Genomic DNA, 20577 nt, shown 5'->3' on the forward strand with positions numbered 1-20577 from the left:
CTAATGCCGCCGGTGGTGGTGCCCGTGCCCGGAATAGCCCAATTCGCAGGGACCGGCATCGCGCCCGATCTCGCGCGACAGCATCCCGGTGACGCCTTGATAGTTTGCGAGTTCTTCAGTGGTGTTGCGCGGGTTCAGGAAGGCGATGCGATAGGCCCGTGTGTAGTCCTCATAGTGGATGCTCACCGCGCGACTTCCCGGGCAGTCGGAATAATGGCCGTGCTCCCAGAATTTCTCTTTGCGGCAGTTCCCCTTGTCATCGCAGATCTTCTCCTCCTTCTCCTTCGCACAGTATCCGTACGTGCTGCATGACTCGGTCGTGAAGCCGTCGTGCAGGCCTTGGTGGAGGTCCTGCCAGGTGCCGAGGATGTTCGCGGACAGGCCGTGGGTCACGCCGACGATGCGGATTCCGGTGGGGGTCAGTTCGCCCTGATGAAGATCGATGACCAACTTGCCCTTGGCGTTCTCGATGACGAGTCTTGGCGAATTGAAAAGCCCGTCTTCGACCGGCGTGATGGTCAGGGTGCCGGGTGCGATCAGGAGTTTCTGATTCGCGCTGGACAGGTAGAAGGGCTGCCGGTCCTTGGTCGTGATTTCCCCGGCACTGCGCCAGTGCTCGGAGGTGGCACAGCCCGACAGCGCCGCGACCGAGCAGAGAAGGACGAAACCCCGCAAGAGGGTGGTTCGCGGTACCAATAGCGGGCGCATGATCGATTCTCCGCTGTTGACGACAGGTGTTGCGCCGTCTTTAGGATCGGGTCAAGGGTCCGCCGTCAGTTCGGCGTCCACGTAGAACCACCGCCCCTGGAAGCGCTTGAAGCGGCTGCGTTCGTGCAGCCGGTGGGCCCGTCCGCCGATCTTGTAGCGGGCGACGAACTCCACCAAACCGCGGTGGTCGTCCGCTCCGCCCGCCTCGGTGGCGATGATCTTGAGTCCGAGCCAGCGGACCCGCGGGTCCGCACCCAGGTCCTGGCGCCGCGTGGTGGGGTGCCAGGTGGCGCTCAGGTAAGCGGCGTCGCCGCGCGTGTAGGCGGTGTAGCGCGAGCGCATGAGTTGCTGCGCCGTCTGCGGCAGCTCAGTCCCGGCGATGAAGGGGCCGCAGCAGGCCGGGTAGGTGAGTCCGGAGCCGCAGGGGCAGGGGTCTTGAGTGTTAGTGCCTTTTTCGCTCATTCCTTATTCATCCGTTATAAGTCACCGACCTTGAGGGCAGAGAGCGGACCGAAGGCGGCGCGGGCCAAGGCGTGATAGCTTTCGTCGCGATCGGTGCCGATCGCGAGGTAGCCGACGGCGGCAGCGGCGGCCAGGGTCGATCCGCTTCCGGCAAACGGATCGTAAATAATGCCGACGCCTAACGGGAGCGCGGCACGAACCACTTGGCGCATGAAGCGCTGCGGCTTCAGCGAGGGGTGCGGTGCGATCTCCCGCTCGCGCCCGCGGGTGGGCGAGCAGACGATCACGTCTTTGAAGGGCTCGTCATTGGTGATCCGGCGTAATCCACCGGTGCCCCAACGCCGAAGGTTTTGGGCGGCCGTACCCGGAAACGGCTTGCGAAAGATGCCCCAGGGCTCCCAACAGGAGCGGGCCATCATACAGACCTCTGGGAATTCATCCTCGGCGCCTTTGGGTCGATCCCCACCCCGCAGCGTCTGTACCAACCGGATGAGTTCACCGCGCTTCTCGAAGCCGGAACGCTGCAGCGCATGGAATGTCAGGGTCGAAAGCAGCGGATTGGACGCGATGAACAGATGGCTGCCCGGAACCAGCACCCGCAGTAAGGCATCGCCCAGGTCGCTGAAAAAGCTGTCGAGTTCGGCGATTTCGTCTGGCGAGAGAACGGTAAATCTGGGCAGGGGTCTGCGCTTGGCGCCATCGTATGCCGGCGGAATACGCCAGACCCCGCCGCGACCGCTCTTCAATTTGTCGTGATCCTTGCGGTTGTACTCGATCAGGCCATAGGGGGGATCGGTCACGACGGCATGTAGGGAATGCGCCGGAAGCCCGGCGAGCCAGTCCATGATGTCGGCGACGACATAGGTGGCCCGGAGCGAAAGATGGGTGCGCGGTTGTCCGCCCATTTGCCTTAGCGACGTCCACAGGGTGTCTTGTCGCGCGGTCAAGACATGCCGCAAGCTGGCCGCGTGATCCCCGTCGAGCAGATCGGGGGTGTTACCGGAATGCGACGGGCTGGTCATTGCGGCTGGCCTTGGTCGGTCGGTCGGTCCGCACAGCGGACCCTACACGGTTTCATTGGCGCGGTCAGGCCGACCACAGCGGCCCCTCTTCCATGGCGGCGATCTGTTCGCGCAGGGCCAGGATGTGGTCCTGCCAGTAGTGCTGGGTGTTGAACCAGGGGAAGGCGGCGGGGAAGGCGGGGTCCTCCCAGCGGCCGGCGAGCCAGGCGGCGTAGTGGATTTGGCGTAGCGTCCGCAGGGCCTCAATCAGGTGCAGTTCCCGGTGGTCGAAGTCGCAGAAGTCCTCGTAGCCGGCGAGTACGTCGGCCAATTGGCGGGTCTGATCGGGGCGCTCGCCGGAGAGCAGCATCCACAGGTCCTGCACGGCGGGTCCCATGCGGGCGTCGTCGAAGTCGACGAAGTGGGGGCCGCGGTCGGTCCACAGCAGATTGCCGCGGTGGCAGTCGCCGTGCAGGCGGATAGCCGTGTAGTCTCCGGCCCGTTCAAAGCAGGCGTGCACCCCCTCGAGTGCCTGATCCACGACCGAGCTGTAGGCCGGCAACAGGTCTTTGGGGACCCAGCCCCCGGCGAGCAGCAGGTCGCGCGGGCGGGTGCCGAATGCCTCGATGTCGAGTGTGGGGCGATGCTGGAAGGGGGTGACGGCGCCGATGGCATGGATGCGCCCCAAGAGCCGCCCGAGCCACTCCAGCACCGCGGCGTCCTCCAGTTCCGGCGTGCGCCCGCCGTGCCGGGGGCTCAGGGAGAAGCGGTGGCCGCGGTGTTCGTGCAGGGTCCGCCCCAGGGTCGCGTAGGGCGGGACCGCCGGGATCTCGGCGTCCGCCAACTCCTGGCTGAAGGCGTGTTCCTCCAGGATGGCGGCGTCGTCCCAGCGGCCGGGGCGGTAGAACTTGGCGATGACCGGTTCGGCCTCGTCGATGCCGACCTGGTAGACGCGGTTCTCGTAGCTGTTGAGCGCCAGCAGGTGGCCGTCGGTGGGGAGCCCGATGGAGTCCACCGCATCGAGCACGCGATCCGGGCTCAGGTCGGCATAGGGGGTGGGGCTTGAGGTTTTCATGATGTGATTCTATCCGGGATCAGGGCTCGCCCGCCTGCCGATCGGCGCCCGGGTGCGGTGGACCATCTACCGAACCCCGAACCCCGAACCCCGAACTCCTAACCCCGACATCGGGAGTTGATCCCGGCCGCAGGCACAGGCATGATCCTCAATTGACTTTCGCCGCGGCGCGCCGGCGGCCTTACCCATCAGGCAGAACCCTATGTGCCGGCGATCCAACCGCGCCCGGCTGGCGCCCCACGCTCGCAACAGGACCTTGGCCCGCGCGCTTCTCTGTGCGGCGGCCTTGATGGTCCGTCCCGTGGCGGCCCAACTGGAGGCCCCGCCCCCGGGGGGCGCCGGTGCGCCCGCGACGGCGCCCCTGCGCTTCTTTGCGGTCGGCGATCTGCCCTATGGCGAGTCCGAGGTGGCTCCGCTGCAGGCGCTGCTCGCCGCTGCCGCCGTCCAGGCGCCGCCGTTCATCGTGCATGTGGGCGACATCAAGTCCGGCAGTTCCCCCTGTACCGATGAGCAGTTGCAGACCATTGCCGGGCTCTTTCGGGCGGTGGCGGTGCCGGTGGTCTACACCCCCGGAGACAACGAGTGGACCGACTGCAAGCGCTGGGCCGCTGGTGGGTTGGACCCGCGGCTGCGCTTGGCGCGGGTGCGGGAGATTTTCTACGGTGATCCGGGTGTCCTGCGGCTCGCCGCCCTGGGGGTGACCCAGGCCGGTGAGCGCTTCCCCGAGATCTACGGCTTTGTGATGGACGAGGTGCTGTTTGTGGCCCTGCACATCGTCGGCAGCGACAACGGGTACGACGCCGACGACGCGGCGGCCATGGCCGAGTTCAGGGCGCGCGAGGCCGCCAACCGGGACTTCCTGACCCGGGTCCTGGCCTCGCCCCCGGGCCGCGACGCCCGCGCCCTGGTCATCATGATCCAGGCGGACCCGCTGTTCGATGGGGGGCGGGGACCGCGGGGTTTCCGCGGCTTCAAGGCGCAACTGGTCGACCTGATGAGTCACTTCCCAGGCCCGGTGTTGCTGCTCCACGGGGATACCCATCGGTACCGGCACGACCACCCGCTGCTCGATCCGGCGCGCGGCGCGCCCTTTGAGCGCTTCACGCGCGTCGAGGTGCCGGGTTCCCCCTTCATGGGTGGGGTCTGGATCAGCGTCGATCCGCAGGCCGCAGAGCCCTTCGCCGCGGACCCCGTGTATGCCGTCTCACTGGATTCGGTGGGGTCGGAATGACTTGCAGCGTGCCGAAGGCTGTGCCGATCGGGTAAAAATAGGTAGTATCAACAGGATTTTGCAGGATTAACAGGATTAATTCGGGTGCGACTTGCAGCGCTAACACATCCTGTAAATCCTGAGAAATCCTGTTAATCCTGTCCGTTTCTTCAATGAGTTCCGGTTCTCGAATGGTATCGGGGGCTGCCCTTCGCGTTGCTTAAGGCCGCTGTCCGTCCGGGTAGCCCACGTGGGGGCTTCCTTCCAGCCCGTCCCCAGTCTCCGCCGGGGCGCCGTCCGAGGGTTCTGGGCGTCTTAGTACCAGATTGAGGCCGGACTCGCCGATCCGCGCCGGCTCGGTGAGGCTCTGATAACCGGGGGCCATGACGACGACCTCGACCGCGGCGCCGGCCGCTTCCTGGAATCGGAGGCTGAAGTGGCCGAAGCGGTCGGTTTCGGCGGCCACTCCCCGCGCCGGGACCAGCACGCGCACCCCGGGGATGGGCTTGCCGGTCGGCTCCCAGACAAAACCGCTGATGAGGCTCGTCGCCGCGACGCTTGGCGCTTGTTCAAGGGCGGGCTGGGTGTCCGGTTCCAGCCACCAGACCAGTCCCAGACCGGCGAAGGCCAGGCCGGCGAACAGGCGCAGGAGCAGATTGCCCCGGCGCGTGTCCAAGCCAGCCACCCACCCCAGCAGGCGCGCGCCGGTCCCCCGGTCGGCGCGCACCGGCGCGTCGGGCCAGACGGCGAGCAGGCAATGGGCGGGGATCAGCAGGGCCAGCGCGCTCGGGAACTCGTCCGCCACCACCAGCCCCAGGACCGACTCGCGGATCGGGTCCCAGGCCCCGGTTCCGGTAAAGCTCCGCTCGATGGTGCCGTGGTCGGTCTCAAGGCCGGTGATGGTCTCGGCGTCCGCATTGGCGCAATCGGCGTGGACGCGCCGACCCGCGGGACTGTCGGGCGGGAACCCCAGGCAGAAGACCGCCCGGTTGCGATAGTGCGACGGTGCGATCGGCTCCAGTCGGGCCGGAATCGCCGTCGCCGGGGCCGGCTCACCGAGTTGCAGCACCGCGAGCCCGGGCGGCCGCGCCCCGGGAGGGTTCCAGCGCGGGTCCCATCCGGCCTCCGGCACCCAGGCGACCAGGGTGCCTGAGCCCCGGTAGGGGATCGGCAGCAGCGGCAGTTCCAGCGCCACCTCACCCCCGGGGGGCTCGGGGCCGACCGCGACCCCCAAGGCGGCGCCGACCACACTCGCACAGGTGATGACGTGCCGTGGGCCGATCAGCACGCCGCTGCCGACGCTCTCGTGGGGGTGGGCGGGCGCACTGATGCGTACCTGCCAAGGATGACCGTCGTGCATGGTGGCTGGGGGCGGCTGCGTTGACCTGTCGACCACTATAGCGGGTCCGCCGGCTCGCGTCGGAATTGAGTTTGCGGACCGCGCCGTCTATTCTTATGCGTTGCGCTCCGCTGAGCGCCCGATTCTAGGCAACGAGGTGGCGTCATGGGTGCCCGAACCCTCTACGACAAACTCTGGGACGATCATCTGGTGCGGGTCGATGAGGACGGCACGGCGCTCCTCTACATCGACCGGCAACTGGTGCACGAGGTGACCTCCCCGCAGGCCTTCGAGGGTCTGCGGCTGGCCGGGCGCACCCCCTGGCGGGCGGCGGCGAACCTGGCGGTGCCGGATCACAATGTCCCCACCGCCAACCTGGCCGCGGGCATCACGGACCCGGTCGCACGGCTCCAGGTGGAGACCCTGGGCGCGAACTGCCGCACCTTCGGCATCACCGAGTTCGCGATGGGCGATCCGCGGCAGGGGATCTGCCACGTCATCGGCCCGGAGCAGGGCTTCACCCTGCCGGGCAGCACGCTGGTGTGCGGCGACTCCCATACCGCGACCCACGGGGCCTTCGGGGCCCTCGCCTTCGGCGTCGGGACCTCGGAGGTGGAGCATGTGCTCGCCACCCAGTGCCTGCTCCAACGCAAGTCCAAGGCCATGCTGATCAGTGTCGAGGGCGCGGTCGGCCCCGGGGTGACCGCCAAGGACATCGTGCTCGCCATCATCGGGGAGATCGGCACCGCGGGCGGCACGGGCTTCGTGGTCGAGTTCGGCGGTGAGGCGATCCGGGCCCTGTCCATGGAAGGGCGCATGACCGTCTGCAACATGGCCATCGAGGCCGGCGCCCGCGCCGGGCTGGTCGCCGTGGACGAGCAGACGATCACCTACCTGCGTGGTCGCCACTTCGCCCCCAAGGGCGACCTCTTCGAGCGCGCCGCTGACCACTGGCGCACCATGGTGAGCGATCCGGGTGCCGCGTTCGACCAGGTGGTCCGGCTCGACGCGGCCGACATCAAGCCGCAGGTAACCTGGGGGACCTCCCCTGAGATGGTGCTGCCGGTGGATGGGCGGGTGCCGGACCCGGCCTTGGAGCCGGACCCGACCAAGGCCGCCGGCATGCGCCGCGCCCTGGCCTACATGGGACTGGAGGCCGGCACCCCGATCACCGCGATCCGCCCGGACAAGGTCTTCATCGGCTCCTGTACCAACTCGCGTATCGAAGACCTGCGGGCCGCGGCGGCCGTGGTAGAGGGCCGCCGGGTCGCCCCGGGGATCCGGCTCGCGCTGGTGGTCCCTGGCTCGGGCCCGGTCAAGGTGCAGGCCGAGGCCGAGGGGCTGGACCGCATCTTCACCGCGGCCGGTTTCGAGTGGCGTGAGCCCGGTTGTTCCATGTGTCTGGCCATGAACGCGGATCGCCTGGAGCCCCAGGAGCGTTGCGCCTCGACCTCCAACCGCAACTTCGAGGGCCGGCAGGGGCCGGGCGGGCGTACCCACCTGGTGAGCCCGGCCATGGCCGCCGCCGCCGCGGTGACCGGTCATTTCGTCGATGTGAGGACGCTCTAGATGGACCCGTTCCAGAACTTCACCGGGGTCGTGCTGCCGCTCGATCGGGCCAACGTCGACACCGATGCGATCATCCCCAAGCAATTCCTCAAAAGCATCAAGCGCAGCGGCTTCGGGCCCTATCTCTTCGACGAGTGGCGCTACCTGGACCACGGTGAGCCCGAGATGGACTGCACCGCCCGGCCGCGCAACCCGGACTTCGTCCTCAACGACCCGCGTTACGCGGGCGCCGAGGTCCTGCTGGCGCGGGAGAACTTCGGCTGCGGCTCGTCCCGGGAGCACGCCCCCTGGGCCCTGGCGAACTTCGGTATCCGGGTGATCCTGGCGCCGAGCTACGCCGATATCTTTTTCAACAACTGCTTCAAGAACGGTATCCTGCCCATCGTTCTCGATGCCGCGACCGTCGCGCGGCTCTTCGCCCTTGCCGGCGGGGAGCAGGCGTTGCGGATCGCCGTCGACCTGCCGGGTCAGACCCTGGATCTGGCGGGTGAGACCATCGCCTTCAGCGTGGATGCCTTCCGCAAGCAGTGCCTGCTCGAGGGTCTGGACGACATCGGTCTGACCTTGAAGCACGTGGACGCCATCCGCGCCTACGAGGCCCGCCGTCAGCTCGTGGCGCCCTGGCAGTTCTGACTGTTAATCCTGTCTAATTGCAAGCCGACCAGTGTAGCCTTCGGTTCTTGCTGCCTGGTCGGCCTGAGGCATCGCCTCATTCGTCGTGGAGATAACGAATTGTCGAAGAAGGTTTTGGTACTCCCGGGTGACGGCATCGGCCCGGAGATCATCGGGGAGGCCGTCAAGCTCCTCGAGGCCTTGAACGCCACCGGTGAGGTGGCGATCGAGCTCTCGCACGCCCTGGTGGGCGGGGCGGCCTATGACGAGACCGGTGACCCCCTGCCGTCGGCGACCCTGGCCGCCGCCCGGGCCGCCGACGCGGTCCTGTTGGGCGCCGTGGGCGGGCCCAAGTGGGAGCCCCTGCACATCTCCAAGCGGCCGGAACGGGGCCTGTTGGGCCTGCGCGCGGGACTCGGACTCTTCGCCAACCTGCGCCCGGCGATCCTCTACCCCCAGTTGGCCGGGGCTTCGACCCTCAAGCCGGAGGTGGTCTCCGGGCTCGATATCCTGATCGTGCGTGAGTTGACGGGGGACATCTATTTCGGGCAGCCTCGGGGGGTCGAGACGCTGGCCTCCGGCGAGCGCCGGGGGATCAATACCATGGTCTATACCGAGTCCGAGGTGGAGCGGATCTGCCGCGTTGCCTTCGATCTGGCCATGCAGCGCCAACGGCGGGTGTGCTCGGTGGACAAGGCGAACGTCCTGGAGTGCACCGAGCTGTGGCGCGAGGTGGCGACCCGGGTCGCCGCCGACTATCCGGACCTCACCCTGACGCACATGTATGTGGACAATGCGGCCATGCAACTGGTGCGGGCGCCCAAGCAGTTCGACGTGATGGTGACCGGCAACCTGTTCGGTGACATCCTCTCTGACTGCGCCTCCCAGCTCACCGGCTCCATCGGCATGTTGCCCTCGGCCTCGCTCAATGCCGCCGGTCAGGGCATGTACGAACCGATCCACGGCTCGGCCCCGGACATTGCCGGCCAGGGCGTGGCCAACCCGCTCGCCACCCTGCTCTCGGTGGCCATGATGTTGCGCTACTCGCTGGAGGCGCCGGCCGTGGCCGACCGGATCGAGGCGGCGGTGTCGCGCGTGCTGGATGCGGGTCTGCGGACCGCGGACATCATGTCCGCCGGGATGCGCCGGGTGAGCACGATCGAGATGGGCGAGGCGGTCGTCGCGGCCCTGAGGCAGTGATCGGTTATCCTAAGCGGATGTGACTAAATGAATCGTGTCGGGTTTGTCGGCTGGCGGGGGATGGTGGGTTCGGTCCTCCTGGAGCGCATGTGCGCGGAAGACGATTTCGCGCACATCGCGATGCCGGTCTTTTTCACCACCTCCCAGGTCGGTCAACCAGGGCCCGAGGTCGGGCGGGGCCGCCGGCCCCTGAGCGACGCCGGGTCTATCGACGCCCTGGGTGAGATGGACATCATCGTCACCTGCCAGGGCGGCGACTATACCAAGGAGGTCTACCCGCGGCTGCGGGCTGCGGGCTGGGACGGTTACTGGATCGATGCCGCCTCGGCCCGGCGCATGGAACCCGAGGCCACGATCATCCTGGACCCGGTCAACCGCGACCTGATCGACGCGGCCCTGGCGGCCGGGCGGCGCGAGTTCATCGGCGGCAATTGCACCGTGAGCCTGATGCTGATGGCCATCGGCGGGCTGTTCCGGGCGGGGGTGGTCGAGTGGGTCAGTGCCATGACCTATCAGGCCGCCTCCGGGGCCGGCGCCAAACACATGCGCGAGCTGCTGGTGCAGATGGGGGCACTCCACGCGGCGGTCGGACCCCTGCTCGCGGACCCGGCCGCGGCCATCCTGGAGATCGACCGGGTGGTCACGCAGACCCTGCGGGGAAGCGATTTCCCCAGCACCCGGTTCGAGGTGCCGCTGGCGGGGAGTCTGATCCCCTGGATCGACGCCCAGTTGGACAACGGCCAGAGCCGGGAGGAGTGGAAGAGCGGGGTGGAGACCAACAAGATCCTGGGGCTGACCGCGCACCCTATCCCGGTCGACGGCCTGTGCGTGCGGGTAGGCGCAATGCGTTGCCATAGTCAAGGCCTGACGATCAAGCTCAACCAGGACCTGTCAGTCGAGGAGGCGGCGCACCTGATCGCCGGTGCCAACGACTGGGTACGGGTGGTACCGAATGAGCGCGCGCGCACCATCGCCGAGCTGTCACCGGCCGCGGTGACCGGGCGCCTCCAGGTCCCGGTGGGGCGCCTGCGCAAGCTGACGCTGGGGGAGCGCTACCTGGCCGCCTTCACGGTTGGAGATCAGTTGTTGTGGGGGGCCGCCGAACCGTTGCGGCGCATGCTGCGGATCCTGCTTGAGCGCTGAGCCCGGTCGCCGCGGGGCGCGTGCGGTCGCCGCCTTGGTGACCGAGCGCGGATTCAGATATAGTTCCGAGCCCTTGATGGGTAAACGAGGCAGGCGGATGTCGCGCAAGCTGTACCTCGCGTTCGCGCTGTTGTCGGCCCTGGCCGGCACGCACGCTCACGCCTTGGGTTTGGGTGGGCTTCGCCTGCAATCGGCCCTCGACCAACCGTTTCTCGGTGAGATCGAGCTCATCGATGCGAAGCCCGACGAGTTGGACGCCGTCAAGGCGCAGATCGCACCCCAGACGGAGTTCAGCCGGACCGGCACCGAGCGCTATCATCACCTGACCAAACTGCGCTTCAGTCCGCAGCTCTCCCCGCGCGGTAACCCGGTGATTCGGGTCTCCAGCCGCGAGCCGATGCGCGAGCCGTACATGGACTTTCTGGTGGAGGTGGTGTGGCCGAAGGGACGCCTGGTGAAGCAATACACCGTCCTCTTGGATCCCCCGGTGACGGCCTCCCGCACGGCCCCGCGTGTCGATCCGCCGGTGATCGATGCGCGACCCCCGCGGGAGCCGTCAGCGCCGAACGTCCCGGCACCCACAAGGTCCCCACCCGCCGTGACGCCGGCATCGGCCCCCGCCCCCGCGGTCAGACCCGGGAAGACTGCCCTGCCGCCGTCCACGCTGCCGGCGCAGGTGCCGCGCACCGCGCCCGTCGCCGCCGCCGGCGGGGGCTTCCCAAGACGCATTGGTCCGATCCGCCCGGGAACCGGGCTCTGGCGTCTGGCGCGCGCCAACGCCCCGGCGGGTGCCACGGTGTCGCAGACCGCCATGGCGCTTTACCGCAACAATCCGGACGCGTTTATCAACGGTGACATCAACCGTTTGATCGCCGGCCGTACCCTGACCCTGCCGCACGCCGACGCGCTGTTTGCCATGAGCCCCGCGGCGGCTAATCAGGAGTTCCAGGCGGCGATCAGAGGGGAGAAGGTGCGGCGCGGTCCGATCACTGAGCCGGCCACCCCGCTCGCCGCGCCCGGTGAAGGGGAGTCGCGGCTAAGGATTGCCGGGGCCGCCGCGGACACCGGCAGGCGTGGGGCCACGCCGGGGACTGAGGCTGGTGCGGCGGGCCTGGAGCGGGACGTCCTACTGGCGCGCGAGACGAGTGAGAGCGCCCGCCAGGAGACGGTCGAGATGCGTGGCCGCATCCACGATCTGGAGTCGCAACTCGCGGAGATTCAGCAACTGCTCAAGCTCCGCAACGAAGAACTGGCCCGGGTGCAGGGCGGGGCAGGACCCGCCGCGGTCGTCCCGGCGGCGTCGCGGGCCCCGGGTCCGGAGGCGCCGGCCACGGTGGCGGCACAGTCGCAGCAGAGCCTGCCCCCGGACCTGAAGGGCCCGCTGGGCGTCCTTGGCGGTCAACCCCCGGACGACGGCGCGAGCGGGTCCGTGGGGCCTGCCGATGCCTCCCGGGGGCAGCCGGCGGCGGTGGCGGTGGACGCCCCTGGCGAGGCACCAGGGTCGACGGGTGCGGCCCGAGTGGGGGCTGCGTCGCCGGACGCGGGCGCGCTCTCCCCCGCGATCCCCCCCGGTTCCGCGCCGCAGCCACGGCCGGACACTGGGCCCGTGGCCGCGGTGCCGCCGGGCCAGCCGCCTTCGACGCGGCCCGGGACACCGGGCGGCGTTCCGGTTGGCGCCGCCGCCAAGGTTCCGGTTGGCGGGCCTGCCGAGACCCCCGTGGCGGCGGCGTCAGACGGCGATTCCACATGGCGCTCCCTGTTGTTTCCGCTGGCCGCCGTCGCGGGTGTGACCGCTCTGGGCATCGCGGCCCTGAGCTGGCTGCGGTCGCGGCGGCGGGTCGGACGCGATTCCAGTGTCGAATTCGATTCCGGTGATCTGTCCGAAAGCCTGAGCGACCGACTCGATCAGGATCGGTCGGCGGCGCCGGGGGCTTCCCGCGCCGGGACCGTGGCGGCGCCACCACCGACGTTGACGTCGCCGCACTCGCAGGAGCCCGGCCTCCAGGAGACGCCGTCTTCGGCGTTCGCCGCCTTCGGCCGCGCAGACCCGGAGACGGACGACGCCGATGCCCTCTCGGAGGCGGACATCTATATCGCCTACGGCCGCTACCGCGAGGCGGAAGACCTGCTGCGAGAGGAAATTCGGCGTACCCCGGCGCGGTTGGACCTCAAGTTCAAACTGGCGGAGGCTTACTATGGCGCCAAGAACACCGACGCGCTGCGGGCCCTGATGCAGGAGGTGCAGGCGCTCGGCGGGGATCAGGTGAGCCCGGATCAGTGGCAGCGCCTGGTCGGCATGGCCGCCGGCACGCAAACGGAAGTTGCTCAGGGCGGCGTCGTGTTGCCGTCGCTGCCGTCGCTGCCGTCGCTGCCGTCGCTGCAACCGCCCGCGTCCGGCGTCGTCGCGGCGACCTTGGCGCGTCCCCCCGCGCAGGCCTTCGGCGGGCGCGTGGGGCGGGCGACCGACCTCCTGGAGGAGTCGCTCGATCCCGGTTCAGCAGAGGTCTACACGCTCGACATCAGTGACGCCCAGAAGCCGTCGGCGGACCTGGCGTTGCGGGGTACCGCCGAGGCGGCGCTGGCCGGCGCCGGCCGCGCCAAGGTGACGGATATCCCGCTCAGTACTCCGATCAGCACGCCGATCAGTATCGATGCCCCGTCCCATGACCTGGAACCGGCGTTCTTGGACGATCGTCTGTTCGGTCCCGGGCTGAATCCGGAGAAGGTGCGAGAGGTCCCGCGGCGCGCCGCTGCCGCCCCCGGGGGTGCCGACGCGGGGTTCGCGGGCGGGGTCTCGGATCTCGAACTGAACATCGGGGAACCGCGGCCCGCCGACGATCTGCAACTGTACTCAGTCCTGGACTCGACCCCGACGACGCAGGTCGGCCAACCGAGCGATGAGCCCGGCCGGGCCGGGCTTGAGATCTCGGAGGTGGCCTCGGCATCCGTGTATCCGCGCGGTCAGGCCGAGGGTGCCAAGACGACGGGCGGGGCGACCGGGTTACCCGGGCTCCTGGGCACCGCGGAGGACAGCGCATCGAGTGATTTGCTGTCGTCCCAGTGGCAGATGGACTCGGGTCTGTGGGACGAGACCGCGACCAAACTGGACTTGGCCCGCGCCTATATCGAAATGGGTGATAAGGACGCGGCCAAGGGCATCTTGGAAGAGGTTGGCGGCGAGGGCAACGAGGAACAGCGCGCGGAGGCACAGGACTTGCTGCGGCGGGTCGGTTGAACGGGCGCTGCTTTCGATCGCTCGTGACCTCTGTCGTGACGGCGACGACGCGCCCTCTGGGTGGCCGTGATGTCCAGTGAACGGATCGCCCTCGGTGTCGAGTACGATGGTACCGCCTATTGCGGTTGGCAGACCCAACCGCGGGTGCGCACCGTCCAGGAGACCCTGGAGGCGGCCCTGTCGCGGGTGGCCGACCATCCGGTCCGGGTCCAGTGTGCCGGACGCACGGATGCGGGGGTCCACGCCCTGGAGCAGGTGGTCCATTTCGACAGCACGGCCAGCCGCACGGAGCGTGCCTGGGTACTGGGGAGCAATGTCAACCTGCCGCCCGATTGCGCGGTGAGTTGGGCGCAGCCGGTCGCCGGGGCCTTTCATGCCCGCTTCTCGGCCCGCGCCCGTCACTATCGCTACCGCATCCTGACCCGTCGCACCCGCTCGGCCCTGGAGCCCGACCGCGCCCTCTGGGTCCATCGGCCGCTGGACCTTGGGCGTATGCAGGCCGCCGCCGCGGCGCTGGTGGGCGAGCACGACTTCAGCAGCTTTCGCGCCCTGGGCTGCCAGGCCAAGAGCCCAGTGCGCCAGGTTCACTATCTGGACCTGAGCGCGGCGGCCGGGGTGGTCGAACTGCGCGTCGGCGCCAATGGCTTCCTGCACCACATGGTGCGCAACATCGTCGGGGTGCTGCTCAGCATCGGTCGCGGCGAGGCGCCGGTGCAGTGGACGCAGGAACTGCTGATGCTGCGCGACCGCACCCGCGGCGGGGTGACCGCGCCGCCCCAGGGGCTTTATTTCGTGCGGGCCGACTATCCCGCGGAGTTTGACTTGCCGCAGGCGCTGGTTCTCAGTGATTAGTGGTCAGTACCCCGTTCCAGCTATATCTTGCGCCTGCTCAAGCCCTGAAGGGGCGTAATATACCAGCCCAGGGCAACGCCCTGGGATAGCGTTGTTTATTCGGCCCAGCCCTGAAAGGGCGTGACATAAGGGGCCACACCGTTATGTCACGCCCTTTCAGGGCTAAGCGCTGCGCTAACCCATACCCAGGGCGTTGCCCTGGGCTGGTATGTTCGACCCCGTTGGGGTCGATACGCAAGATAAGCTGAAACCGGGTATTAGTGGTTAGACTAGCCACTGACCACTGACCACTGACCACTGACCGATGACCGAGGAGCAATGACCAGGACCCGGGTTAAAATCTGCGGCTTGACCCGCCCGCAGGACGTCGCGGCGGCCGTGGCGGCGGGGGCCGACGCGATCGGGCTGGTGTTTTATCCGCCGAGTCCGCGCGCCGTGACCCCGGCGCTTGCCCGTGAACTCTGTGGCCTGCTCCCGCCCTTCGTGAGCGCCGTGGGGCTGTTCGTGGACGAATCGGCGGCGCAGATCCGGCGTATCCTGGAGCAGGTGCAGCTGGATCTCGTGCAGTTTCACGGGGAGGAGCCGCCCGCACTGTGCGAGAGTGTCGGTCGGCGCTGGCTCAAGGCAATCCGGATGCGTCCAGGGGTCGATCTTCCTGCACTGGCAGAACACTACCAGGGGGCCGCCGGGCTCCTGCTCGACGCCTACGACCCGGCACTCCCGGGCGGCACCGGGGCGGCCTTCGACTGGGGGCGCATCCCCCCGGGGTTGGCCTCCAGGATCGTCCTCGCCGGGGGGCTCGATCCAACCAACGTGGCCGGGGCCATCGCCCGCGTGCGGCCCTACGCCGTCGATGTGAGCGGTGGGGTGGAGGCCGCCCGGGGCCAGAAAGACCCGGCCAAGATTTACGCATTCATGCAAGGGGTACGAGATGGCGACAGCGCCCGCAATTCTTTCTGACCCGCCGCTCCCGGCGGGACCCGGGCAAGACTATCACTGGCCCGATACACACGGACATTTCGGTCCCTACGGCGGCCTGTTCGTGCCTGAGACCCTCATGCACCCCCTGGCGCAGCTCCGGGAGGCCTATGAGCACTACCTGGGGGACCCGGAATTTCAGGCCGAACTGGACGCGGACCTGCAGGACTATGTGGGGCGGCCCTCGCCGATCTATCACGCGCAGCGCTGGAGCCGCGATCTCAACGGCGCCCAGGTTTATCTCAAGCGCGAGGACCTGAACCACACCGGCGCCCACAAGATCAACAACACCATCGGCCAGGCCCTGTTGGCCCGCCGCATGGGCAAGACCCGGATCATCGCCGAGACCGGCGCCGGTCAGCACGGGGTGGCCAGCGCGACGGTGGCGGCGCGCCTGGGGCTCGAATGCGTCGTCTATATGGGCGAGGTGGACGTGGCACGCCAGGAGGCCAACGTCTACCGCATGCGCCTGCTCGGGGCCCGGGTGGTGTCGGTCAAGTCGGGCTCCCGCACCCTGAAGGACGCGCTCAACGAGGCCATGCGCGACTGGGTCACCAATGTCGACGACACCTTCTACATCATCGGCACGGTGGCGGGTCCCCACCCGTACCCGGCCATGGTGCGGGACTTCCAGGCGGTGATCGGGCGCGAGTCGCGCGCCCAGATGCTGGCGCGCACCGGGCGCCTGCCCGACGCCCTGGTCGCCTGCGTGGGCGGTGGCTCCAACGCCATCGGGCTCTTCTACCCGTTCATCGAGGACGCCGGGGTCGCGATGTACGGGATCGAGGCGGCCGGTGAGGGACTGGCGAGCGGCCGTCACGCCGCGCCGCTCAATGCCGGTCGGCCCGGGGTACTGCATGGCAACCGGACCTACCTGATGGAAGACGTCAACGGCCAGATCATCGAGACCCATTCGATCTCCGCCGGCCTGGACTACCCGGGGGTCGGCCCCGAGCACGCCTGGCTCAAGGACAGCGGGCGCGCCCACTATGACGCCATCACCGACGCCGAGGCCCTGGCCGCCTTCCACACCCTGACCCGTACCGAGGGCATCATCCCGGCCCTGGAGTCGAGCCACGCCCTGGCCTACGCGGCCAAGCTGGCCCCCACCATGCGCCGGGATCAGAGCATCCTGGTCAATCTCTCCGGCCGCGGGGACAAGGACATGCACACGGTCGCCACCCTGGAGGGCCTCGTCCTGTGAGCCGCATCGCCGAGCGTTTCGCCTCCCTTCGGGGCCGTGGTCGTACCGCCCTGATCCCCTTCGTCACGGCCGGTGATCCACACCCGTCCACCACGGTCCCGCTGATGCACGCCATGGTCGCCGCCGGGGCGGACCTGATCGAGCTGGGCGTCCCCTTCTCGGACCCCATCGCCGACGGCCCCGTGATCCAGCGTGCCACCGAGCGCGCCCTGGCCCGCGGCGTCTCGCTGGCCCATGTGCTCAGTATGGTGCGCGCCTTCCGTGCCCAGGACCCGGACACCCCGGTGGTGCTGATGGGCTACCTGAACCCCATCGAGGTCATGGGGTACGAGCGCTTTGCCGTCGCCGCCCAGGCGGCCGGCGTGGACGGCGCCCTGGTGGTGGACGTACCGCCGGAGGAGGGCGCCGAACTGGTCGCCGCGCTGCGCGGGCGGGGCCTGGACCTGGTCTATCTGCTCGCGCCCACCTCCACGCCGGAGCGTATCCGGCGCATCGGGGAGGTCGCCTCCGGCTTCGTCTATTACGTGGCGCTCAAGGGCGTGACCGGCGCCGGACACCTGGACCTGGACGCGGTGGCGGCCCGGGTCGCGGCCATCAAGTCGCTGATCCCCCTGCCGGTCGGCGTGGGGTTCGGCATCAAGGACGCGGCCACCGCCGCCCAGGTCGCCGCGGTGGCCGACGCGGTCATCGTCGGCAGCGCCATCGTCAGCCGCATCGAGGCCCTGGAGCAGAGCCCCGAGGCGATCCCGGGGGCCATTGCCGAGTTCCTGGCCGACCTGCGCGTGGCCATCGACGCCGTGGATGGCGCTTGAATGGATTTTTTTAGCCGCAAATGAACGCAAATGAACGCAAATAAATCGGAATAATCCCGGCATTGACGCGTTGTCAGTGATTGTCCTTCGGGTGCGTCCCTGATCCTCGCCAATGGCATCATTTGCGTTTATTTGCGTTTATTTGCGGCTAAATTGTCTTTCTTTGGTTGAATAGTTCTTAAGGGCGGGGGCGCGACGGTGGCGATCAATAGAGAAACGACCATGAGTTGGTTCGAGAAGCTGATGCCGAGCCGCATCCGCACCGAGGCCAGCCACAAGCGTGCCGTGCCGGAGGGGATCTGGGCCAAGTGCCCCGGCTGCAATGCCATCCTCTACCGGGCCGAACTGGAGCGCAATCTCGAGGTCTGCCCCAAGTGCAGCCACCACAACCGCATCCGCGCCCGGCGCCGGCTGGACGGCTTCCTCGATCCGGAGCCGCGCGAGGAACTGGGCGCGGAGATCGAGTCGACCGACCCGCTCAGGTTCAAGGATCTCAAGCGCTACAAGGACCGTCTGACCGCCGCCCAGAAGGCGACCGGCGAGAAGGAGGCGATGGTGGTCCTGCGCGGCCGACTCAAGGGTGAGCCGATCGTCGCCGCCGCCTTCGAGTTCGAGTTCATGGGCGGCTCCATGGGATCGGTGGTCGGCGAGCGCTTCGTGCGCGGGGTGGATGGCGCCCTGGAGCAGGGCGCGCCCTTGGTGTGTTTCTCCGCGAGCGGCGGGGCGCGCATGCAGGAGAGCCTGTTTTCGCTGTTCCAGATGGTCAAGACCAGCGCCGCCCTGGCGCAGTTGCGCGAGCGCGGCCTGCCCTTCATCTCGGTGATGACGGACCCGACCATGGGCGGCGTCTCGGCCAGCCTCGCGATGCTCGGTGACATCAATATCGCCGAGCCCGGCGCCCTGATCGGCTTCGCCGGCCCCCGGGTGATCGAACAGACGGTGCGCGAGAAGCTCCCCGAGGGCTTCCAGCGCGCCGAGTTCCTGATGGAAAAGGGGGCGCTCGACATGATCGTCGACCGCCGCGACCTGCGCGACCGAGTGAGCGATCTGCTCGCGATCCTGATGCGGCGGGGGCGGCATTGACCCTGGAAGAAGAATTTGTTTCACGCAAAGACGCAAAGACGCAAAGTTCTGTGATGAGATATCTCGGTCGCGCGGTTCACCTGCCGGGTGATGGGGTCACCGCTCGCAAAGTTTATTCTTCTTTGCGTTCTTGGCGTCTTTGCGTGAGGAATTACCGATTTTGGGTTGGGCCGCCGGGATTTTCTTGTGCCCCAGTCGGCGCCTGCGCGTGGTAAACTAAGCCGCATTAGTCCACAACGAAGCATCGTCATGCTGACCGTCAACATTCACGAAGCCAAGACCCATCTCTCCCGTCTGGTCGAGCGCGCGGCCAAGGGCGAGCCATTCATTATCGCCAAGGCGGGCAACCCCTTGGTCAAGGTGATACCGCTGCAGGCGCAGGAGGCGGGAACGACGCACCGGCTCGGATTCCTTGCGGGGGAGATTCGGGTCCCGGACGATTTCGATCAAATGGGACAGGAGGAGATCGAGGCCCGATTCACGGTCGGTGGGCCTTGAACCTGCTGCTCGATACCCACCTGCTGCTGTGGGCCGCGGGTCATCCGGAACGACTCTCCGCGGCGGCGACTACGCTGCTGCTGGACCCCTCCCACGAACTCCTGTTCAGTGCCGCCAGTATTTGGGAGGTCACGATCAAGCGGGGCCTGGGCCGCGATGATTTCCAGGTCGACCCGCGGCGCTTTTGGCGTACGCTCCTCACCCACGGCTACCGCGAGCTGGCGGTGACGAGCGAACAGACGATCGCCGTCGGTCAACTGCCCCCGCTGCACAAGGACCCCTTCGATCGGTTGTTGATCGCCCAGGCCCGCACGGAAGGGTTGACCCTGCTCACCACGGACACGCTGGTGACGCAATACGGTGAGCCGACGCGCCTGGTGTAAAGACGAGGTCAACTCTCGTGCCCGGCCGATTTCCTGGGGCGTCGATGTTCTCGGTCGGGGTTGATTGCCCGCGGGCGCTCTATGAACGCGCCGGGGTCCGCGAATATCTGGTCGTCGACCCGCTGGAACAGTACGCCATCCGTTTTCTCCTGGGCGCCGACGGGTACGACAAGGGCACTGTCTTCGCCGCCGATGAGGTCCTGAGATCGGCCACGCTGGAGGCGGTCGAGGTCCCGCTGTGGGAGGTGTTCGAGGTGCCGGGGCCAACGGAGGCGGCGCCTGCCGACGGCTGATCCCAGGCCCTTGGGACCCGGCAAGACGGTCCAGTAACGGCTGCAACGCTCGGACCTCTCCCGAATCCCTGGATCGCGCCTTCCACGCCCGTAGCCCGTAGGATGGGCAGAGCGCAGCGAAACCCATCGTTTGCTGGGCGAGCATTCCCGTAAGATGGCTAGGACACTGGCCGGCGAGACCAAGACTGAGCCGGTTCAGGCATGTAGCGCGGCATATTCCCGTGCCGTGGGGATGTTCCGGGGTAGGCTGTCGTTCATGGGGCGCACGGCCTCCCAGCCGAGGCAGGCCAGCCAGATCGCACGCGGGATCGGCTTCTCTCCGTCGCGGTAATAGATCAGCATCCGCCGCGAGATGCCGAGTGCGCGGGCGGCCTGGTCCGGGGTCATGCCCGTATCGTGCAGCCAGTTCCAGATGCGTTCATGGCCGATCCCGCCCGCTTGTTCAACCGCGAGGTTGCGCAAGTTGTCGGCGCCGAGATCAAGCGCGTCCTCGATCCACTCCACCGTCCTTCCGGCAAAGCCGACCTTGGCCTGGGCGAAGAGCGCGGCGTCTTGCAGGGGCCGCAGCGGGACCGTGGTCGCGATCCACCCACGCAGATCGACCTCGAAGGAGTGTCCATCGGCATAGCTCAGACCCAGGCGGTAGTCCGGCAGCGCGGCAACCCTGGTGAGCTGGAAATGATCTTTGCTCATTGCGCAAGCTCCTCGAATCGGGATGACGGGCATGTGGGAGGAGGTTAGTGCAATGGTTGCATAGAAGCAAGCCTGCCGGCTGCCCGATAGCCCCTGCGCGGGCCAGCGATGCCATCTCGCGGACTGGTTCCACGCTGGCGTGGGAACGAGAAAGCCGACGCCCCGGACCTGATCGCCGAGGTCCTGTCCCCCGGCACCTCGGCCAAGGACCTGCGCGATAAGAAGGC

At 68.1% G+C, this 20577-nt stretch carries 20 protein-coding genes and 1 pseudogene; 15 read left to right on the forward strand and 6 right to left on the reverse strand.

Features of this window, described 5'->3' with window-relative positions; all coding sequences use genetic code 11:
- The 4 genes from THSYN_RS10850 to THSYN_RS10865 all read right to left on the reverse strand — a co-directional run bounded on the left by THSYN_RS10850 (position 1) and on the right by THSYN_RS10865 (position 3246).
- Positions 1-708, reverse strand: a complete 708-nt coding sequence (locus THSYN_RS10850; protein WP_100919159.1) for a hypothetical protein — start codon at positions 706-708, stop codon at positions 1-3.
- A 51-nt stretch (positions 709-759) separates the two neighbouring features.
- Positions 760-1170, reverse strand: a complete 411-nt coding sequence (locus tag THSYN_RS10855; protein WP_100919160.1) for a YchJ family protein — start codon at positions 1168-1170, stop codon at positions 760-762.
- 14 nt (positions 1171-1184) lie between these two features.
- Entirely contained in the window at positions 1185-2192 is a 1008-nt protein-coding gene (locus THSYN_RS10860; protein ID WP_236848860.1) for a DNA-methyltransferase, read from the reverse strand.
- A 64-nt stretch (positions 2193-2256) separates the two neighbouring features.
- Positions 2257-3246 carry a serine/threonine protein kinase gene (locus tag THSYN_RS10865; RefSeq protein ID WP_100919161.1) on the reverse strand — a complete coding sequence of 330 codons (990 nt, stop codon included), beginning with the start codon at positions 3244-3246 and terminating at the stop codon, positions 2257-2259.
- 289 nt (positions 3247-3535) lie between these two features.
- On the opposite strand from THSYN_RS10865, the gene THSYN_RS10870 reads away from it, so the two are divergent.
- On the forward strand, positions 3536-4477 hold the full coding sequence (locus tag THSYN_RS10870) for a hypothetical protein (protein WP_216644727.1): 942 nt from the start codon (positions 3536-3538) through the stop codon (positions 4475-4477).
- A gap of 199 nt (positions 4478-4676) precedes the next feature.
- On the opposite strand, the gene THSYN_RS10875 is transcribed toward THSYN_RS10870, so the two are convergent.
- Positions 4677-5816 (reverse strand): trypsin-like serine peptidase, encoded by a 1140-nt coding sequence (locus tag THSYN_RS10875; protein ID WP_100919162.1) that lies wholly within the window; start codon positions 5814-5816, stop codon positions 4677-4679.
- Between the two features lie 144 nt (positions 5817-5960).
- On the opposite strand from THSYN_RS10875, the gene leuC reads away from it, so the two are divergent.
- The 13 genes from leuC (at position 5961) to THSYN_RS10940 (ending at position 19657) form a co-directional block, all read left to right on the forward strand.
- The gene (leuC, locus tag THSYN_RS10880) at positions 5961-7364 is read left to right on the forward strand and encodes a 3-isopropylmalate dehydratase large subunit (protein WP_100919163.1); all 1404 of its coding nucleotides are present in this window, start codon (positions 5961-5963) and stop codon (positions 7362-7364) included.
- The gene (gene leuD / locus THSYN_RS10885) at positions 7365-7997 is read left to right on the forward strand and encodes a 3-isopropylmalate dehydratase small subunit (protein WP_100919164.1); all 633 of its coding nucleotides are present in this window, start codon (positions 7365-7367) and stop codon (positions 7995-7997) included.
- A 99-nt stretch (positions 7998-8096) separates the two neighbouring features.
- Positions 8097-9176: a 3-isopropylmalate dehydrogenase gene (gene leuB / locus THSYN_RS10890; protein ID WP_100919165.1), complete on the forward strand. Its 1080-nt coding sequence runs from the start codon at positions 8097-8099 to the stop codon at positions 9174-9176.
- Between the two features lie 27 nt (positions 9177-9203).
- On the forward strand, positions 9204-10319 hold the full coding sequence (asd, locus tag THSYN_RS10895) for an aspartate-semialdehyde dehydrogenase (protein WP_100919166.1): 1116 nt from the start codon (positions 9204-9206) through the stop codon (positions 10317-10319).
- 97 nt (positions 10320-10416) lie between these two features.
- Positions 10417-13554 carry a FimV/HubP family polar landmark protein gene (locus tag THSYN_RS10900; RefSeq protein WP_172965262.1) on the forward strand — a complete coding sequence of 1046 codons (3138 nt, stop codon included), beginning with the start codon at positions 10417-10419 and terminating at the stop codon, positions 13552-13554.
- A gap of 69 nt (positions 13555-13623) precedes the next feature.
- On the forward strand, positions 13624-14406 hold the full coding sequence (truA, locus tag THSYN_RS10905) for a tRNA pseudouridine(38-40) synthase TruA (RefSeq protein WP_100919168.1): 783 nt from the start codon (positions 13624-13626) through the stop codon (positions 14404-14406).
- Positions 14407-14724: 318 nt separating this feature from the next.
- On the forward strand, positions 14725-15366 hold the full coding sequence (locus tag THSYN_RS10910; RefSeq protein WP_100919169.1) for a phosphoribosylanthranilate isomerase: 642 nt from the start codon (positions 14725-14727) through the stop codon (positions 15364-15366).
- Positions 15338-16588 (forward strand): tryptophan synthase subunit beta, encoded by a 1251-nt coding sequence (gene trpB / locus THSYN_RS10915; protein ID WP_236848861.1) that lies wholly within the window; start codon positions 15338-15340, stop codon positions 16586-16588. The genes THSYN_RS10910 and trpB overlap by 29 nt, the downstream gene beginning before the upstream one ends.
- Complete coding sequence (gene trpA / locus THSYN_RS10920) at positions 16585-17400, forward strand: tryptophan synthase subunit alpha (protein WP_100919170.1); 816 nt, start codon at positions 16585-16587, stop codon at positions 17398-17400. Before trpB ends, trpA begins: the two co-directional genes overlap by 4 nt.
- Before the next feature lie 222 nt (positions 17401-17622).
- A complete protein-coding gene (gene accD, locus THSYN_RS10925; RefSeq protein WP_100919171.1) occupies positions 17623-18483 on the forward strand; it encodes an acetyl-CoA carboxylase, carboxyltransferase subunit beta in 861 nt (286 codons plus the stop codon).
- 249 nt (positions 18484-18732) lie between these two features.
- Positions 18733-18981, forward strand: a complete 249-nt coding sequence (locus THSYN_RS10930; RefSeq protein ID WP_100919172.1) for a type II toxin-antitoxin system Phd/YefM family antitoxin — start codon at positions 18733-18735, stop codon at positions 18979-18981.
- Positions 18978-19364, forward strand: a complete 387-nt coding sequence (locus THSYN_RS10935; protein ID WP_100919173.1) for a type II toxin-antitoxin system VapC family toxin — start codon at positions 18978-18980, stop codon at positions 19362-19364. Before THSYN_RS10930 ends, THSYN_RS10935 begins: the two co-directional genes overlap by 4 nt.
- A 44-nt stretch (positions 19365-19408) precedes the next feature.
- Positions 19409-19657, forward strand: a complete 249-nt coding sequence (locus tag THSYN_RS10940) for a Uma2 family endonuclease (RefSeq protein WP_216644728.1) — start codon at positions 19409-19411, stop codon at positions 19655-19657.
- Between the two features lie 195 nt (positions 19658-19852).
- Here the strand turns inward: THSYN_RS10940 and THSYN_RS10945 are convergent, their stop codons facing one another.
- Positions 19853-20350 carry a DUF2442 domain-containing protein gene (locus tag THSYN_RS10945; RefSeq protein ID WP_100919174.1) on the reverse strand — a complete coding sequence of 166 codons (498 nt, stop codon included), beginning with the start codon at positions 20348-20350 and terminating at the stop codon, positions 19853-19855.
- A 108-nt stretch (positions 20351-20458) separates the two neighbouring features.
- Here THSYN_RS10945 and THSYN_RS35830 point away from each other — a divergent pair.
- Positions 20459-20563 (forward strand): annotated as a pseudogene (locus tag THSYN_RS35830) (hypothetical protein); the annotation flags it as partial.
- Positions 20564-20577: the final 14 nt, after the last annotated feature.

Origin of the sequence: Candidatus Thiodictyon syntrophicum (assembly GCF_002813775.1) — a bacterium.
Taxonomy (GTDB): Bacteria; Pseudomonadota; Gammaproteobacteria; order Chromatiales; family Chromatiaceae; genus Thiodictyon; species Thiodictyon syntrophicum.

Bases quoted from the DNA above. Each gene is read 5' to 3' on its own strand.
- THSYN_RS10945 (WP_100919174.1), bottom strand. From the start codon at position 20,350: ATGAGCAAAGATCATTTCCAGCTCACCAGGGTTGCCGCGCTGCCGGAC.
- THSYN_RS10850 (WP_100919159.1), bottom strand. From the start codon at position 708: ATGCGCCCGCTATTGGTACCGCGAACCACCCTCTTGCGGGGTTTCGTC.
- THSYN_RS10860 (WP_236848860.1), bottom strand. From the start codon at position 2,192: ATGACCAGCCCGTCGCATTCCGGTAACACCCCCGATCTGCTCGACGGG.
- leuC (WP_100919163.1), top strand. From the start codon at position 5,961: ATGGGTGCCCGAACCCTCTACGACAAACTCTGGGACGATCATCTGGTG.
- THSYN_RS10855 (WP_100919160.1), bottom strand. From the start codon at position 1,170: ATGAGCGAAAAAGGCACTAACACTCAAGACCCCTGCCCCTGCGGCTCC.
- THSYN_RS10930 (WP_100919172.1), top strand. From the start codon at position 18,733: ATGCTGACCGTCAACATTCACGAAGCCAAGACCCATCTCTCCCGTCTG.
- asd (WP_100919166.1), top strand. From the start codon at position 9,204: ATGAATCGTGTCGGGTTTGTCGGCTGGCGGGGGATGGTGGGTTCGGTC.
- leuD (WP_100919164.1), top strand. From the start codon at position 7,365: ATGGACCCGTTCCAGAACTTCACCGGGGTCGTGCTGCCGCTCGATCGG.
- truA (WP_100919168.1), top strand. From the start codon at position 13,624: ATGTCCAGTGAACGGATCGCCCTCGGTGTCGAGTACGATGGTACCGCC.
- accD (WP_100919171.1), top strand. From the start codon at position 17,623: ATGAGTTGGTTCGAGAAGCTGATGCCGAGCCGCATCCGCACCGAGGCC.
- THSYN_RS10900 (WP_172965262.1), top strand. From the start codon at position 10,417: ATGTCGCGCAAGCTGTACCTCGCGTTCGCGCTGTTGTCGGCCCTGGCC.
- THSYN_RS10910 (WP_100919169.1), top strand. From the start codon at position 14,725: ATGACCAGGACCCGGGTTAAAATCTGCGGCTTGACCCGCCCGCAGGAC.
- THSYN_RS10870 (WP_216644727.1), top strand. From the start codon at position 3,536: ATGGTCCGTCCCGTGGCGGCCCAACTGGAGGCCCCGCCCCCGGGGGGC.
- THSYN_RS10940 (WP_216644728.1), top strand. From the start codon at position 19,409: ATGTTCTCGGTCGGGGTTGATTGCCCGCGGGCGCTCTATGAACGCGCC.
- THSYN_RS10875 (WP_100919162.1), bottom strand. From the start codon at position 5,816: ATGCACGACGGTCATCCTTGGCAGGTACGCATCAGTGCGCCCGCCCAC.
- THSYN_RS10865 (WP_100919161.1), bottom strand. From the start codon at position 3,246: ATGAAAACCTCAAGCCCCACCCCCTATGCCGACCTGAGCCCGGATCGC.
- trpB (WP_236848861.1), top strand. From the start codon at position 15,338: ATGGCGACAGCGCCCGCAATTCTTTCTGACCCGCCGCTCCCGGCGGGA.